The 15,356-nt window shown below is 61.1% G+C and carries 15 protein-coding genes; 4 read left to right on the forward strand and 11 right to left on the reverse strand.

Annotation, left to right across the window (positions count from 1 at the left end; translation table 11 throughout):
• The first annotated feature begins 449 nt into the window (after window positions 1-449).
• A complete protein-coding gene (locus JFT66_RS28355) occupies window positions 450-1,847 on the forward strand; it encodes an aspartate aminotransferase family protein (protein WP_198860553.1) in 1,398 nt (465 codons plus the stop codon).
• Window positions 1,848-1,929: 82 nt separating this feature from the next.
• Window positions 1,930-2,154: an MbtH family protein gene (locus JFT66_RS28360; RefSeq protein WP_034117011.1), complete on the forward strand. Its 225-nt coding sequence runs from the start codon at window positions 1,930-1,932 to the stop codon at window positions 2,152-2,154.
• A 115-nt stretch (window positions 2,155-2,269) separates the two neighbouring features.
• On the opposite strand, the gene JFT66_RS28365 is transcribed toward JFT66_RS28360, so the two are convergent.
• The 8 genes from JFT66_RS28365 to minC form a co-directional block, all read right to left on the reverse strand.
• Entirely contained in the window at window positions 2,270-3,616 is a 1,347-nt protein-coding gene (locus tag JFT66_RS28365; protein WP_034117010.1) for an amidohydrolase, read from the reverse strand.
• A 14-nt stretch (window positions 3,617-3,630) separates the two neighbouring features.
• Window positions 3,631-5,796 (reverse strand): mechanosensitive ion channel domain-containing protein, encoded by a 2,166-nt coding sequence (locus JFT66_RS28370; protein ID WP_162524855.1) that lies wholly within the window; start codon window positions 5,794-5,796, stop codon window positions 3,631-3,633.
• Window positions 5,797-5,868: 72 nt separating this feature from the next.
• Window positions 5,869-6,036 (reverse strand): hypothetical protein, encoded by a 168-nt coding sequence (locus JFT66_RS28375; RefSeq protein WP_162524839.1) that lies wholly within the window; start codon window positions 6,034-6,036, stop codon window positions 5,869-5,871.
• Between the two features lie 224 nt (window positions 6,037-6,260).
• Window positions 6,261-7,550: a M18 family aminopeptidase gene (locus JFT66_RS28380; RefSeq protein ID WP_034117006.1), complete on the reverse strand. Its 1,290-nt coding sequence runs from the start codon at window positions 7,548-7,550 to the stop codon at window positions 6,261-6,263.
• Window positions 7,551-7,736: 186 nt separating this feature from the next.
• A complete protein-coding gene (locus JFT66_RS28385; protein WP_005789965.1) occupies window positions 7,737-8,372 on the reverse strand; it encodes an RluA family pseudouridine synthase in 636 nt (211 codons plus the stop codon).
• Between the two features lie 96 nt (window positions 8,373-8,468).
• Complete coding sequence (gene minE, locus JFT66_RS28390) at window positions 8,469-8,723, reverse strand: cell division topological specificity factor MinE (protein WP_003175252.1); 255 nt, start codon at window positions 8,721-8,723, stop codon at window positions 8,469-8,471.
• Window positions 8,724-8,726: 3 nt separating this feature from the next.
• Window positions 8,727-9,539, reverse strand: coding sequence for a septum site-determining protein MinD (gene minD, locus JFT66_RS28395; RefSeq protein WP_003175251.1), 813 nt, complete (start codon window positions 9,537-9,539; stop codon window positions 8,727-8,729).
• Window positions 9,540-9,739: 200 nt separating this feature from the next.
• The gene (minC, locus tag JFT66_RS28400; protein ID WP_034117002.1) at window positions 9,740-10,477 is read right to left on the reverse strand and encodes a septum site-determining protein MinC; all 738 of its coding nucleotides are present in this window, start codon (window positions 10,475-10,477) and stop codon (window positions 9,740-9,742) included.
• 119 nt (window positions 10,478-10,596) lie between these two features.
• Here minC and JFT66_RS28405 point away from each other — a divergent pair, with 119 nt between their 5' ends.
• The gene (locus JFT66_RS28405; protein ID WP_034117000.1) at window positions 10,597-11,532 is read left to right on the forward strand and encodes a lipid A biosynthesis lauroyl acyltransferase; all 936 of its coding nucleotides are present in this window, start codon (window positions 10,597-10,599) and stop codon (window positions 11,530-11,532) included.
• A 30-nt stretch (window positions 11,533-11,562) separates the two neighbouring features.
• Window positions 11,563-12,711: a patatin-like phospholipase family protein gene (locus JFT66_RS28410; protein ID WP_198860554.1), complete on the forward strand. Its 1,149-nt coding sequence runs from the start codon at window positions 11,563-11,565 to the stop codon at window positions 12,709-12,711.
• Window positions 12,712-12,759: 48 nt separating this feature from the next.
• On the opposite strand, the gene JFT66_RS28415 is transcribed toward JFT66_RS28410, so the two are convergent.
• From JFT66_RS28415 to JFT66_RS28425, 3 genes are read right to left on the reverse strand one after another with little or no spacing between them, the layout of a single operon-like run.
• Window positions 12,760-13,545, reverse strand: a complete 786-nt coding sequence (locus JFT66_RS28415) for an outer membrane protein OmpK (protein ID WP_034116999.1) — start codon at window positions 13,543-13,545, stop codon at window positions 12,760-12,762.
• Between the two features lie 23 nt (window positions 13,546-13,568).
• On the reverse strand, window positions 13,569-13,937 hold the full coding sequence (locus JFT66_RS28420) for a hypothetical protein (protein ID WP_152612296.1): 369 nt from the start codon (window positions 13,935-13,937) through the stop codon (window positions 13,569-13,571).
• Window positions 13,938-13,986: 49 nt separating this feature from the next.
• The gene (locus tag JFT66_RS28425; protein ID WP_034116998.1) at window positions 13,987-15,333 is read right to left on the reverse strand and encodes a nucleobase:cation symporter-2 family protein; all 1,347 of its coding nucleotides are present in this window, start codon (window positions 15,331-15,333) and stop codon (window positions 13,987-13,989) included.
• Window positions 15,334-15,356: the final 23 nt, after the last annotated feature.

A 15,356-nucleotide genomic window follows, 5' to 3' on the forward strand; every position in this document is an offset into this window, starting at 1 on the left:
TGTGCCCGTAATCCGACATTGATTTGGGGGGCCGCCGCCACGCGCCATCCATGGCGCGGGGCGGCTAAACCGGCATCCCTGCCGGTTTACCCCCCAAATCAATATCGAATTACGGCCAGCGTGGTTTGACGGGGCGCCTAAGATCAAGATCAAGAGCGGCTCGCTTCGCATCGTGGTTACCGTTGACTGCTAAAAAGCTACAAAGTTGTGTAGATACCCATGCCCCGATGAGGGGGTATCAGTAAACACATCTGTGACTGACTCACCGCCATCGGGGGCAAGCCCCCTCCCACACTTGATCTTCATTCATCAGTTAACAACCACCGTCCCCTAAATCCTCTCCCCGCTGATGCGTCTCCAGAACAGGAAATCCGTGCGCATGCCCTTGGGCCAGACGCCAACGGATCGGCAGTTTGGTCACCATCACCAGCGTATTGAGGGATCGAGAGATGTCAGTCGCTACCAGCCTTATCGAAGACGCCCTGGCGCCTGCGGAAACGCTCTACCAGTTCGACGAAACCCCGCTGCTGGCCCGCCAGCGCCAGCAGGAATCCAACGCCCGCAGCTACCCGCGACGCATCCCCCTGGCGCTCAGGCGTGCCAAGGGCATCTATGTGGAAGACGTCGAGGGACGGCGTTTCATCGACTGCCTGGCCGGCGCCGGGACCCTGGCGCTGGGGCATAACCACCCAGTGGTGATCCAGGCGATACAGCAAGTGCTGAGCGATGAACTGCCCCTGCACACCCTCGACCTGACTACGCCGGTCAAGGATCAGTTCGTGCAGGACCTGTTCGGTGTGCTGCCCTCTGAATTGGCGCGAGAAGCGAAGATCCAGTTCTGCGGCCCCACCGGCACCGATGCGGTGGAAGCCGCATTGAAACTGGTGCGCACCGCCACCGGGCGCAGCACCGTGCTGTCGTTCCAGGGCGGTTATCACGGCATGAGCCAGGGTGCGTTGAGTCTGATGGGCAGCCTGGGGCCGAAGAAACCCTTGGGCGCGTTGCTCAGCAATGGCGTGCAATTCCTGCCATTCCCGTATGACTACCGTTGCCCGTTCGGCCTGGGCGGCGCGGAGGGTGTGCGGGTCAACCTGCATTACCTGGAAAACCTGCTCAACGATCCGGAAGCCGGGGTGTTGTTGCCAGCGGCGGTAATTGTCGAAGTGGTTCAGGGCGAGGGCGGCGTGATTCCGGCGGACCTCGACTGGCTGCGTGGCCTGCGACGTATCACCGAGCAGGCGGGTGTAGCGCTGATCGTCGATGAAATCCAGAGTGGCTTCGGGCGCACCGGCAAGATGTTCGCGTTCGAACACGCCGGCATCATTCCGGATGTGGTGGTGATGTCCAAGGCCATTGGCGGCAGCCTGCCGTTGGCGGTGGTGGTGTATCGCGACTGGCTCGACACCTGGCTGCCGGGCGCCCATGCCGGGACGTTCCGGGGCAACCAGATGGCGATGGCGGCGGGCTCGGCGGTGATGCGCTACCTCAAGGATCACGACCTGGCCGGCCATGCGGCGGCCATGGGGGAGCGCCTGGGTGAACACCTGCGCATCCTGCAGCGCGACTTCCCGCACCTGGGGGATATTCGTGGCCGTGGGCTGATGCTGGGGGTGGAATTGGTCGACCCGACAGGCACGCCTGATAGCCAGGGCCACCCACCGGTACATCGCCAGTTGGCGCCGCTGGTGCAGCGTGAATGCCTCAAGCGCGGCCTGATCCTGGAGTTGGGCGGGCGCCATGGCAGCGTGGTGCGCTTCCTGCCACCGCTGGTGATCACTGCTGCCGAGGTTGACCAGGTGGCCGAGATCTTCGGGCGTGCCCTGGCGGCAGCGGTCGCCAGCGTCTAATTTTCCAGGCCCTTGGTACGTTTCTACAGATATCAGTGCTGCGCGTGGTGCGCAGCCAGCCTTTGAGCGATGGAGAACAGCAATGACCTCAGTATTTGACCGCGACGACATCCTGTTTCAGGTAGTGGTCAACCACGAAGAGCAGTATTCGATCTGGCCCGACTACAAGGCTGTGCCTGAAGGCTGGCGTACGGTGGGCAAGAGCGGCATGAAGAAAGAGTGTCTGGCCTACATCGAGGAAGTGTGGACTGATATGCGCCCGTTGAGCCTGCGCCAGAAGATGGATGGCGCAGTGCTGGCCAACTGATTCACCTCGGTTCAAATGTGGGAGGGGGCTTGCCCCCGATGGCGGTACATCAGGTGAATATGTTCAACCTGGCACACCGCTATCGGGAGCAAGCTCCCTCCCACATTAAAAAGCACTACTGCGGTGTGTTGGCGTAGAGATAATCCGTCGCCAACGACGCCAGCGTCCTCACGCCCACCACCAACGCCGACTCATCCACAAAGAACCCCGGGTTGTGATTTGGCGCGGCCTTGCTCATGTCCTGATCCCTCGGGGTCACCCCCAGGAACACAAACAGCCCCGGCGCTTCTTTGGCATAAAACGAGAAGTCTTCGGCGCCTCCCACCAGCGGACCTTGCACCACATCATCCTTGGCCGCCCAACGCAGGCTTGGCAGCATTTTTTCGGTGAGCGCCGGGTTGTTGATGGTGGGGTCGTACTTCTCGATGATCGTTACTTCGGCCTTCGCGCCGCCGCTCTCGGCAATTTTTTCTACGGTCTGGCGCACATCCGCATGCAGCTTCTGGCGAATGCCGTAGTCGTAGGAGCGAATGGTGCCGCTCATGTCCACCGACTCGGGGATGATGTTGTAGCGGGTGCCACCGTTGATGGTGCCGATGCTCACCACAGAGGGAAATGAGGATATATCGGTACGGCGGCTGACCACGGTTTGCAGGCCGACAATGGTCTGTGCGCCAACGGTGATCGGGTCGATGCCATCCCACGGGCGACCGGCGTGGGTCTGTTTGCCGAGGATCTTGATGCGCAGGTCATCGGAGCTGGCCAGGGTTGGCCCCGGGCGATAGGCGATTTGCCCGGCGGGTACACCGGCCCACACATGCAGGCCGAACACCGCGTCGGGCTTCGGCGCTTTCATCACGCCTTCCTGCACCATCATCTTCGCGCCCCAGGTGTTCTTGCCATCGGGGATAAAGTCGCTCGGGCCTTCTTCAGCCGGTTGGAAATAGAACACCACGGTGCCGGGCAGGCGCTCGCGCATACCGGTAAGAATCTTCGCAGTGCTCAGCAGGATCGCGGTGTGGGCGTCGTGGCCGCAGGCGTGCATCACATCGACCTCTTTGCCCAGATAGGTGCCCTTGGCTTTGGAGGCGAAGGGCAGGTCGGCGACTTCCTTGACCGGCAGCGCATCCATATCGGCGCGCAGGGCCACCGTGGGGCCGGGCAGGGCGCCTTTCAAGATGGCGACGACGCCGGTGCGGGCCACGCCCGTCTTCACCTCAAGGCCAAGCTCGCGCAGTTGTTTGGCGACCAACTCGGCAGTGCGGGTTTCGGTGTTACCCAACTCCGGATGAGCGTGGATATCGCGGCGGGTTTCCAGTAAGGCCGGTTCGAGGATTTTTGCCTGGGTGGCAATTTCCTCCCGGGCGCTGTCCTGGCCACTGCTGGCGGCAACCACTGCGCTACTCGCAACGCCGCAGAGCAAGCCGAATACCCACTGGTGTGTCAGACCGTTCAAACGCATATAAACCTCTCTATTTATTGTTGTGGTTCTTTCTCCTGCACGCTGCCGGCGGTGACCACCTGCACACTCAAGCGCGGCGTCGCCAGGTCGAGCCCGGCTTCATCCAGATGGCGCTTGAGCGACAGGTTGAACGCCCGCGACACTTCCCACTGCTTGATCGGTGCGGTCTTGAAGCGTGCGCGCAGGATCGCGCTGCCGGACTCGAAACTCTCCACACCCTGGATCTCCAGCGGAGACCAGATATTGCGGCGTTGCAGTGGGTCGTTGCGCATGGCATGGCCGACATCGCGCATCAGCTTGATCGCGTCGTCGATCTCCATGTTGTACGGGATCGCCACCCGGAAGATCGCATAGCCGAACTCCCGGGAGTAGTTCTTGATGCTCTTGATTTCGCTGAACGGGATGGTGTGCACGATGCCGTCGATATCGCGCAGGCGCACGGTACGGATGGTCAGGCCCTCCACTGTACCGAGGTGGCCGCCGACATCCACGTAGTCGTCGATGGCCAGGGAGTCTTCGATGATGATGAACAAACCGGTGATCAAGTCCGCCACCAGCGACTGCGCACCAAAACCGATGGCCAGACCGATCACACCGGCACCGGCCAGCAGTGGCGTGACGTTCATGCCCATGTTCGCCAGGGCGACGATGGCGGCGATGATAAAGATGGTCACGAACAGCACGTTGCGGATCAACGGCATCATGGTCTGCGCACGCGCGTTGGCCAGGCCTTTGCGCGAGCGGGTCAGGGCATGGTGGATTGCGGTGTCGCTGAGGATCCAGATCAGCCAGGCAAACAGCAGCGTGCCGGCCAGGCCGAACAGCTTGACGCTGATTTCATGGCCGTCGCCTTCGGTAAAGCGAATCAGCGACAGGCCCCACACGCGCAGGCCCAGTTCGATAAACACCAGCCACACCACCAGGTGGGCCAGGGTGTAGACAAAGCTTTTCAGGCGCTCGGAATACAGCGCGTGGCGCTTGTGCCCGCGTTGTGGCTTGAGGGCGTGGCGGCGCACCAGGCCGTTGATCACCATGCACAACACCAGCAACACCGTGCACAGCAGCGACTGGCGCAGGGCGGTGCTGCTGTCGCCGGCCGACAGGAAGGTGGCGAACAGCGAGATACCGACCAGCAACAGGGCTGGCAGGTACCAGAAGGTGCCGATAATTGACAGGGTGTCGGTGAGCGCACGCCGGGTCAGGCGACGCGACAGCGGCTGGTTACGGATCAAGTGCGCAATCGGTCGGCGGAAACGCAGGATGAACACGCCGGTGGACAACGCGGCCATTACATTGGCTACGGTCGCGGCGGTGTGGGCCAAGTGCTGGCCGAGCGCCTCGACCAGTCGCGGGTCGCTCAAGGCTTCACCGAAGGCCGCAAAACTGCCGATCCACCACAACGGGCGGAACGCCTGGTGGCGCAGGATATACAGGGCGCGGTGGCGGTGCGGGCCATCGAGCACGGAGAAGGCGATCACGCAGATGGCCGAGAAACAGGTGCCGACTACCAAGGCGTAGGCCAGCACCATCGCCAGGGACTTGCCCAGGGATGAAGGCAGCGCGTAGCTGAGGTAAACCGTGATCACCAAAGCAATCAGCCAAGGCCCCAGCTTGCGTAGGGCGAAGCGCAGCATGTCCCAGGTGCGTGGGTGTTGCGGCAGCTCCTCGGGTAGGCCGAAGCGCTCGCGTACCCGATGGCTGAGCCAGATCAGCGCGGCGGCCAGCAGGCTCCACACCGCTAAAATCACGGCAAACCCGAAGATGATCGGCAGCCACTCGCTGGCTGGCAGCATCAGGGCGCCCAGTTCTTCCTTGGCCAGGTCCACTTCATTGGACCAGCGCCCCAATGGGCTGTCGGCGCCGGAAAACTGCTGTTCAAAGCCCGACAGCGTACTGCCGATCAACCCGAGCACACCTTGTTCGGCGGCGGGCTGGGCCTTTTGCGTGGCGGCGCGCAGTTTCTTCAGGTCGCTCAGTAACTGGGTGCGCTGCTGGTCGTTCTCGAGGGTCTTGATCACCTCGTCCAGCGACTGGCCCAGGGGCACTTCGGCCTGGGGTTGGGTCTTGCTGGAGCTGCCCAGCATCCCGGGCAAGCCCACGGCTTGGGCGGACGTCAGCGGCAGCAGCGTGAGCAGGGTGATCAGCAGGTAGCAGGGCAGGGCAAACAGACGGGAGAACACGAGGCGGTCAACCTTGAAAACGACGAGTTGACCGAGTGTACGAGGCCGCTATGCCCAATGCGAGCGCATTTGTCATTGCGCCAGTTTGGCGAGGATCTTGTACACCACGGTGCCGAGGATCAACAGCATGCCGACCCACATGCCGAACACGCCGAGGGGCTTGTCGCGAAAGTTGAAACCGACCGCGAGCATGATCATGCCGATCACAATGGGGATGAGCATGGTGTGGAACGAGGACATTGAGATCATCGTGGAGGCGGCCTTGTCGGAGTGGGAATTTTGACAAGTCTAGGCCGGATTATCAGAAGTGCAGGTGATATAGGTCAGTCTGGCAGTACACCGAACCAAATGTGGGAGGGGGCTTGCTCCCGATGGCGGAGTGTCAGCCACTGCATCGGGTGACTGACCCGCCGCCATCGGGAGCAAGCCCCCTCCCACATTTCGATCACATTTTGCCCATCAAATCAGGGCAAGTCGCGACTGGCGTAGAACGCACCCAACACCTTCACCAGATGCGCCAGGTCATGGCTGCCGCACAACTCCCGAATGGAGTGCATGGCAAAGGTCGGCAAGCCGATATCCACGGTGCGCACGCCCAGGTGGCTGGCGGTGATGGGGCCGATGGTCGAGCCGCAGCCCATGTCACTGCGCACCACGAAGCTTTGCACCGGCACTTCCTGGGCCATGCACAGGTGGCGGAAGAACCCGGCGGTTTCGCTGTTGGTGGCGTAGCGCTGGTTGCTGTTGACCTTGATCACCGGGCCGGCGTTGAGTTTCGGGCCGTGGTTGGCATCGTGTTTCTCGGCGTAGTTAGGGTGCACGCCGTGGGCGTTGTCGGCCGATACCAACAGGGATTTCTGAATGGTACGTACGAATTCATCACCTTCGGGTAACAGGCGGCGCAGGGTCTGTTCCAGCATCGGGCCATCGGCACCGCAGGCCGAGCAGGAGCCGACTTCTTCGTGGTCGTTGCACACCAGCACGCAGGTTTCGTCGGTCTCGCTGGTGAGCAAGGCTTGCAGCCCGGCGTAGCACGACAGCAGGTTGTCCAGGCGTGCGCCGGCGATGAAGTCGCCATTGAGGCCGATGACCGCAGCGCTTTGGGTGTCGTAGAAGCTCAGCTCGTAGTCGAGCACCACGTCAGCGTTCAACCCATGCTCACGGGCCAACTGCTCGGTGAGCACGGCGCGGAAGTCCACGCGTTCGTCACCGGCAAACTGCGCGAGGATCGGTGGCAGCTCGGTCTGGGCATTGATCGCCCAGCCCTGGTTCGCTTCACGGTTGAGGTGAATGGCCAGGTTGGGAATGATCGCGATCGGCAGCTTGAAGTCGATCAATTGGCTTTCGACCTTGCCGTCGCGGCGGAAGGTCACGCGGCCGGCCAGGGACAGGTCGCGGTCGAACCACGGGGCCAGCAGCGCGCCGCCGTAGACTTCCACACCCAACTGCCAGAAACCCTGGCGTTGCAGCTCAGGCTGGGGCTTGACCCGCAGGCATGGGCTGTCGGTATGGGCGCCGACCAGGCGGATGCCGCCTTGCAGCGGCGAGTGACGGCCGAGCTTGAAGGCGATGATCGAGGAATCGTTGCGGGTCACGTAGTAGCGACCGTTGGCCTCGGTGGTCCAGGTGTCGCGCTCGTCGAGGCGTTGGTAACCGGCCGCTTCCAGGCGCTGGGCGAGGGCGGCAGTGGCATGAAAAGGAGTAGGGGAGGCCTTGAGGAAGTCGATCAGGCCTTGATTCAACGCTTCGCGCATAAGTAGCTCCAGACAGCAATGCGCGGAGTTTACCGTATTGGTTTGACTCGGTGTCTAGAACTGACACAGAACTGAATGTGGGAGCGGGCTTGCTCGCGAATGCGGTACATCAGCCAACAGATCAGTGACTGACACACCGCATTCGCGAGCAAGCCCGCTCCCACATTTCTAATCGTATTCGCAGCTTTAAAAAGGGGCGGGGCACTCGAAGCGCAAACGCTCGCCGCTTTGCGGATGAGTGAAGCTCAGCATGCTCGCATGCAGGCACAGGCGCGGCCAGGCGGCCAGGGCCTGTTCATGGGCATACAAACCATCACCGAGCAACGGATGCCCGATAGACAACATGTGCACACGTAACTGATGCGAACGCCCGGTGATCGGTGTCAGCTCTACCCGGCACCAGTCCCCGCAACGCTCCAGCACTTTCCAGAAGGTCAGTGCGTGCTTGCCGAACTCGTGGTCCACCACATGGCGTGGCTTGGTCGGCGGGTCGTAGCGCAGGGGCAGGTCGATGCTGCCGCTGTCCAGTTCCGGCTGACCCCAGGCCAAGGCGGTGTAGGCTTTTTCGGTTTCGCGGTCATGAAACTGGCGGGACAGTTCGCGGTGGGTATCGGCGTCCCGGGCCAGCAGGATGATCCCCGAGGTTTCCCAGTCCAGGCGATGGACGATGCGGGCCTCGGGGTAGCCGTTTTCCTGCAGGCGGGTAATCAGGCAGTCCTTGTTGTCGTCGGCGCGACCCGGCACCGAGAGCAGCAGGGTCGGCTTGTTCACCACCAGGACAGCGTCGTCCTGATGCAGGATATGGATATTGGACAGCGGCATTAAACAGCCTCGTAACAAACGCCAACGGCGGCTCGCCCACCCGGTTCCCGAAAAGGGAGCAAGGTGACCGAGCCGCCGTGGCGACCGCCCTTTCGATCAACGATCGGGCAGGGTGATATTGAGTTCCAGAATCGAGCAGCTGCCGTCATTTTCCAGGGCGACATGCACGTCATCGTTGCCGATATTGACGTACTTGCGGATCACCTCGACCAGTTCCTTCTGCAAGGCTGGCAGGTAGTCCGGCGTGCTGCGTTGGCCGCGTTCGTGCGCCACGATGATCTGTAGACGCTCTTTCGCTACCGACGCGGTACTTGGCTTTTTGTTGGCGCGAAAGAAGTCGAGAAATTTCATTGTTTAGTTGCCTCCAAAGATACGCTCGAAGAATCCCTTCTTCTTAACATCGAGGAAGCGGTGTTCCACGGTCTTGCCCAGCAAGCGATCCACTGCATCGCTGTACGCCTGGCCGGCGTCGCTCTGGTCGTCAAGAATCACCGGCACACCCTGGTTGGATGCCTTCAGTACGGCCTGGGATTCCGGAATCACGCCCAGCAGGGTCACTGCGAGGATTTCCTTCACGTCTTCAACGCCGAGCATTTCGCCATTGCTGACGCGCTCAGGGTTGTAGCGGGTGAGCAGCAGGTGCTCCTTGATCGGGTCCTGGCCTTCTTCGGCGCGCTTGGACTTGCTGGCCAGCAGGCCGAGCATGCGGTCCGAGTCACGTACCGAGGAAACTTCCGGGTTGGTTACCACGATGGCTTCATCGGCGAAGTACATCGCCAGGTGAGCGCCGGTTTCGATACCCGCCGGGGAATCGCACACTACGTATTCGAAGGTTTCTTTCAGCTCAGCGAGGACTTTGCCCACGCCTTCTTTGGTCAGCGCGTCTTTGTCACGGGTCTGGCTAGCGGCCAGCACGTACAGGTTCTCAAGGCGCTTGTCCTTGATCAGGGCCTGTTGCAGGTTGGCTTCGCCGTTCACTACGTTGACGAAGTCGTACACCACGCGGCGCTCGCAGCCCATGATCAGGTCGAGGTTACGCAAACCGACGTCGAAGTCGACGATGACTGTCTTGTGGCCGCGCAGAGCGAGGCCGGTACCGATAGCGGCGCTGGTGGTGGTCTTACCCACACCACCCTTGCCGGATGTAACCACGAGAATCTTGGCCAAGGTGTTTCACCCCTAAGGAAAAAGGACTTTTCAGTCCCTGAAAAACATCTCTTGGAACTCGCTGCAGGCGGACAGCCTTTGTAGGAAAAAGATGGTGTTTCCGTAGGGAGACACTAACTTCCAAATATTCCTACACAAGTCTTGCCGGTTTCGCTTTGCTATCAGAGTCTAGAGATGCTTGGAAAATGCGGCAGTATCCGTTAAAGACGGATGATGTTCAACACATCGCCCGACAGGTTGACCTGCACCGAAGCCCCCCACAGCGGATCACGGCGCAAATCTTCTGAAACCTTGTACTGGCCTGCGATGGACACTAGCTCAGCGGTCAACTGCTGGCAAAAAATACGGGCCTTGGTATCGCCCTTGATGCCGGCGAGGGCACGTCCGCGCATCGGGCCGTATACATGGATATTGCCATCGGCAAGAAGTTCCGCCCCCGGGCTGACCGAGGAGATCACCACAAGGTCGCCACCCTGGGCGTAAATCTGCTGCCCGCCGCGTACCGGCGAGGTGATGATCTTTGTAGGCTTGATCGCAGGCTCGGGTGGTTTTTCCGGTTTTTTCTTCTCTTCACCGACCAATGGTTCCAGCGGACGCTCACGGGCGCCGGACGGTGGCAGTACTGGCAGTTCGATGGCGATGGCGGCGGCGATGTCTTCGATGCGGCTGGCGCGAATCGCCAGGGTGCGCAAGCCATGGGAGCGACACACACGCATCAGCCCGGGCAAATCAATCGCACCTTGGCCGGCCGGCAGTTTGTCCAGGGCCAGTACCAGCGGGGCATTGTTGAAAAAGTTCGGCGCCAGGGCGACTTTGGCGGCCAACTGGCGGTCCAGGGCATCGAGGTCGTTGCGGGCCAGTTCCAGCACGGTAATGGCGAGCATGCTGCCTTTCAGCTGGAACACGGGATCTTGGTCTAGCGGTTCGGTTTGGCTCATGGTCGGCGAAAGCGGCTTGTCACGAAAAGTGTCGAGACTTATAACGAGAACACTCACCCGCCGCAAGCCGAGTCGAACCGTTGTAGAATGCGCGGCCCTTGTCTTTACCGGAATCTGTAATGGATCGCCCGCGTTTTCGAGCTGTATTTTTTCATCCGCGTTTTTGGCTGCTATGGCTGGGGCTCGGCCTGTTGTGGCTGGTCACCCAGTTGCCGTACCGGGCGCTGTTGACCATTGGTCGCCTGCTGGGCGCGGGCATGTACCGCGTGGCGGGTGATCGCCGCCGTATCGCGGCACGCAACCTTGAGCTGTGCTTCCCGGAAAAATCCGCCAAGGAACGTAAACGCCTGCTCAAGGAAAATTTCGCCTCCACCGGCATCGCCTTCTTTGAAATGGCGATGAGCTGGTGGTGGCCCAAGCCACGCCTGGCGCGCCTGGCCCATGTCGAAGGGCTCGAACACCTCAAGCAGGCGCAGTTGGAAGGCAAGGGCGTGATCCTCATGGCCTTGCACTTCACCACCCTGGAAATCGGCGCGGCCCTGCTCGGGCAGAAACACACCATCGATGGCATGTACCGCGAACACGGCAACCCGCTGTTCGACTTTATCCAGCGCCGTGGCCGCGAACGCCATAACCTCGATTCCCTGGCCGTGGAGCGTGACGACGTGCGCGGCATGCTCAAGCTGCTGCGTGCCGGCCGGGCCATCTGGTACGCACCGGACCAGGATTACGGCGCCAAGCAAAGCATCTTCGTGCCGCTGTTCGGCATCCAGGCCGCCACCGTCACCGCCACCAGCAAGTTCGCCCGCCTGGGCAAGGCGCTGGTAGTGCCGTTCACCCAGGAGCGCCTGGCCGATGGCAGTGGTTACCGCTTGGTGATCCATCCGCCGTTGACCGACTTCCCTGGGGAAACCGACGAAATCGACTGCCTGCGCATCAACCGTTGGGTCGAAGCCTCGGTGCGCGACTGCCCCGAGCAATACCTGTGGACCCACCGCCGCTTCAAGAGCCGGCCTGCGGGTGAACCCAAGTTGTACGAAAAACGCCGTCGATAAGAGCTGATTTACCCCACATGGAGTGACGCAATGCGCCCAGTTGAACCGGTCACAGGCTTGATTCTTTCCGGCGGCGGGGCGCGAGCGGCGTATCAGGTGGGGGTGCTGGCGGCGATTGCCGAGTTGCTGCCGCCTGGGGCGCCGAATCCTTTCCCGGTGATCGTCGGCACGTCCGCTGGTGCGATCAATGCGGTGAGTCTGGCCAGTGGGGCCACCGATTTCTGCGCGGCTATCCAACGGCTGACGGCATTCTGGCAGGGCTTTCGCAGCCATCAGGTGCTGCGCAGCGACTGGCCGGGGGTGATCCGCCAGGCGAGCCGCTTCCTGACCCACAGCCTGTTGGGCTTCGGCGCCCAGGTGCCGGTGGCGCTGCTCAACAGTTCGCCGCTACGCGACCTGCTGCAAGCGCGCTTGAACCTGGACGGCATCGACGAGGCCATCCGCCGCAAGCATTTGCAGGCGGTGGCGGTAACGGCCTTTGGTTACGAGTCCGGGCAAGCCGTGACCTTTTATCAAGGCGGCGGCACCATCGATGCCTGGCTGCGCCATCGGCGGATCGGCGTGCCGACCCAATTGACGGTGGACCACCTGCTGGCGAGTTCGGCGATCCCGCTGCTGTTCGCCCCGGTCAAGCTCGATCAGGAGTATTTCGGCGATGGCGCGGTGCGGCAGTCGGCGCCCATCAGCCCGGCCTTGCACCTTGGGGCCAGCCGCGTGTTGGTGGTCGGCGTGAGTGGCAACCCACGGGGCAATGAGCCTTCGATGCAACGCACCTACACCGGCCAGGAACCGACCCTGGCGCAAATCGGCGGGCACATGCTCAACAGCACATTCATCGACAGCCTGGAAAGCGATATCGAACTGCTGGAGCGCTTGAACCAGTTCAGTCGTGTCGTGCCTGCTGATGCAGCGGTACAGGGCCTGGCGCCGGTGGAAGTGCTGGTGATTGCACCCAGCCAGCCCATCGATGAAATCGCTGCACGGCATCGTCAGGAATTGCCCGCGGCGTTGCGCTTGTTCTTGCGTGGGCCGGGGGCGACGAAGACGAGCGGGGCGGGGGTGTTGAGTTACTTGTTGTTCGAGGCGGGGTATTGCAGTGAGTTGATCGAGTTGGGCCGCAAGGATGCGTTGGCCAAGCGTGAGGAACTAACCCGGTTTCTGGGCCTGACACTGAGCTAAATGTGGGAGGGGGCAAGCCCCCTCCCACATTTGAACTGCTGTGTTCAATCAGAAGTGGTACTTGACCAGGAAGCTCGCCGTGTCCTGAGTCGTCTTGAAAGCGCCGCTGTCTTCAATCCCGTACTTGTTCTTCCAGTAGTCGTATTCAAAACCTACATACAACTGCTTGTCGCCCCAATGCAGCGCTTTACCCAGGTCGTATTTGACCTGCGGGTTGAAGTGCAAGTTGGCGTGATAAGTGCCACGGGCGTTCTTGTCGTTATCCACCACCCAATCCATGAAGCCGTCGATCAGCACGTCGGAGTTGCCCACGGGAATGGTGTACGACCAAACCGGGGTGATCTGCCAGACACCGTCACCCGGGCGATTGCCTTCGGTCTGGCGCTGGTAGAAGTTCAGCTGGAAGTAATCGAAGCCGGGGATGTTCAAGTCGAAGGCCGGGCCGACCAGGTACGATTCGTTATCGCCTTCGCCGAACTCGTAGGTGAACGCCAGCAGCACATCCTTGATCGGGCCGAATGACAGGTCTTTATCGAAGATCTTGCCGAATGACAAACGCGGGCTGAACTCGCCGTAATAAGTATTCGGACCCACGTTGCCGTCTTCCTTGCCGTTGTAAAAGATACGGTCGAGGAAGAAGAAGTTGTCGCCGTACTTCCATGCGTCGGCATGTTCGAAGGTGACGGTTTGCTGGATCTGTGGGTTGACGGTAAAGCTCTTGCCCCACAGGTAAGTCAGGCTGTTGTTCTGCCACTGCAACAAGTCACCGGCCACGGCCTGGCCACCGGCCAGCAGGGATCCCGCCAGCATCAGGCCTTTGAACATAGGTTTCATTCGGTTGCTCCCGAGTTAAAGTTTTATGGTTTTTCTTCTACGCAGGCGCTCTGGTATGGCGCCTTTTGGTTCGCTGCAAAAATCGTCTGTTCGGTCAGCTTTAATGCTTTTAGCAAGAGCTGCGCCAAGGTGTTTGAAAAACCAAAAAATCCCCGTCGGCTGCAAGGGATGCAGTCGAATTCAGAGGACTTTTGTGCACTTTGGCAGCCAACATCAGGCCGGGATAAGTTGGCCTTGAAGTCAGCTTTTACATTCGCTGTTTTTTTTTGAGTCGATTCGAGCGGGCGCGGAGAATACTGGCTCCCAGGCCTGGGCTCAAGTGCGCTGTAACAGAGCGCGTGGGGCAAGAATGGGGCGCGGTGTGTGGCCGGCCCCGGGTGAATGGCGTGCATACGGTGTTACCTGTTCGTTATTATTTTTGTTGTCGGTGTAACAGGTGAATCAATGCGTATGGGCGACTTCGGGGCGTTCAGCGCCGCCGAGGATGTTGAACAGTATGTTCAGCGACAACGCGCTGAGGGTGGCCATGGCGATGCCGCTGTGGGTAATCGGGCTCATCCACAGCGGTAATTGCGCGAAGAACTCCGGGCGCACCACGGGAATCAGCCCCATGCCGATGCTCACCGCCACCAGCAACTGGTTGCGACGGTCGGCGATGTCGGCTTCCTGCAGGATCTTGATGCCGGTCGCCGCGACCATGCCGAACATGGCAATTGCCGCGCCGCCGAGTACCGCTGGCGGAATCGACGCCACCAGGTAAGCGGCCTTGGGTAACAGGCTGAGCACAATCAAAAATGCACCCGCCATGATCGTGACCGAGCGGCAGCGCACGCCGGTCATCTGCACCAGGCCGATATTCTGCGCGAAGGATGAGTGGGTAAAAGTGTTGAAGAAGCCGGCAAAAAACGATGCACCGGCATCACACAGCAAGCCGCGACGCAGCATCTTCGGCGTGACTTCCTGCCCGGTGATCTTGCCCAGGGCGAGGAACATGCCGGTGGACTCGACAAAGATGATCACCACCACCAGGCACATCGACAGGATCGGTGCCAGCTCGAACGTGGGCATGCCAAAGTGCATCGGCGTCACCACCTGCACCCACGGCGCCAGGGCCAGGCCGCTGAGGTCGACCATGCCGAGCAGGCCGCACAAGCCGTAGCCCAGCGCCATGCCGATCAGCACCGAGATGTTCACCCAGAAGCCGCGCATGAAACGGTTGATCAACAGGATGGTGGCCAGTACCAGGGCGGCAATCGCCAGGTACACCGGCGAGCCGAATGTGGCGGCGGCACTGCCGCCCCCGGCCCAGTTCACGGCCACGGGAAACAGTGAGAGGCCGATGGCGGTAATCACGGTACCGGTCACCAACGGCGGGAAAAAGCGTACGACCTTGGACATGAACGGCGCGATAAGGATGCCGAAGAACCCGGCGGCGATGGTCGCGCCGAAGATGCCCTGCAAACCGATACCGGGCATGCCGGCCATGGCGACCATGCTACCGACGGCGGCGAAACTGGCGCCCATCATCACCGGCATGCGGATACCCACCGGGCCGATGCCGAACGACTGCACCATGGTGGCGATACCGGCCACCAACAGGTCGGCATTGATCAGGAAAGCGATTTCTTCACGGCTTAGCCCTGCGGCCTGGCCGATGATCAGGGGTACGGCGACGGCGCCGCCGTACATCAGCAAGACGTGTTGCAGGCCTACCAGAATCAGTTGCAAGAGGGGCAGCCGCACCATGGCGGGCGCGGCGGGAATCTGCGGTTCGACTAACTCGGTCATGCAACACCTCGGATCTTTTTTAT

The organism is Pseudomonas sp. MF6755 (assembly GCF_016405635.1).
Lineage (GTDB): Bacteria > Pseudomonadota > Gammaproteobacteria > Pseudomonadales > Pseudomonadaceae > Aquipseudomonas > Aquipseudomonas haemolytica.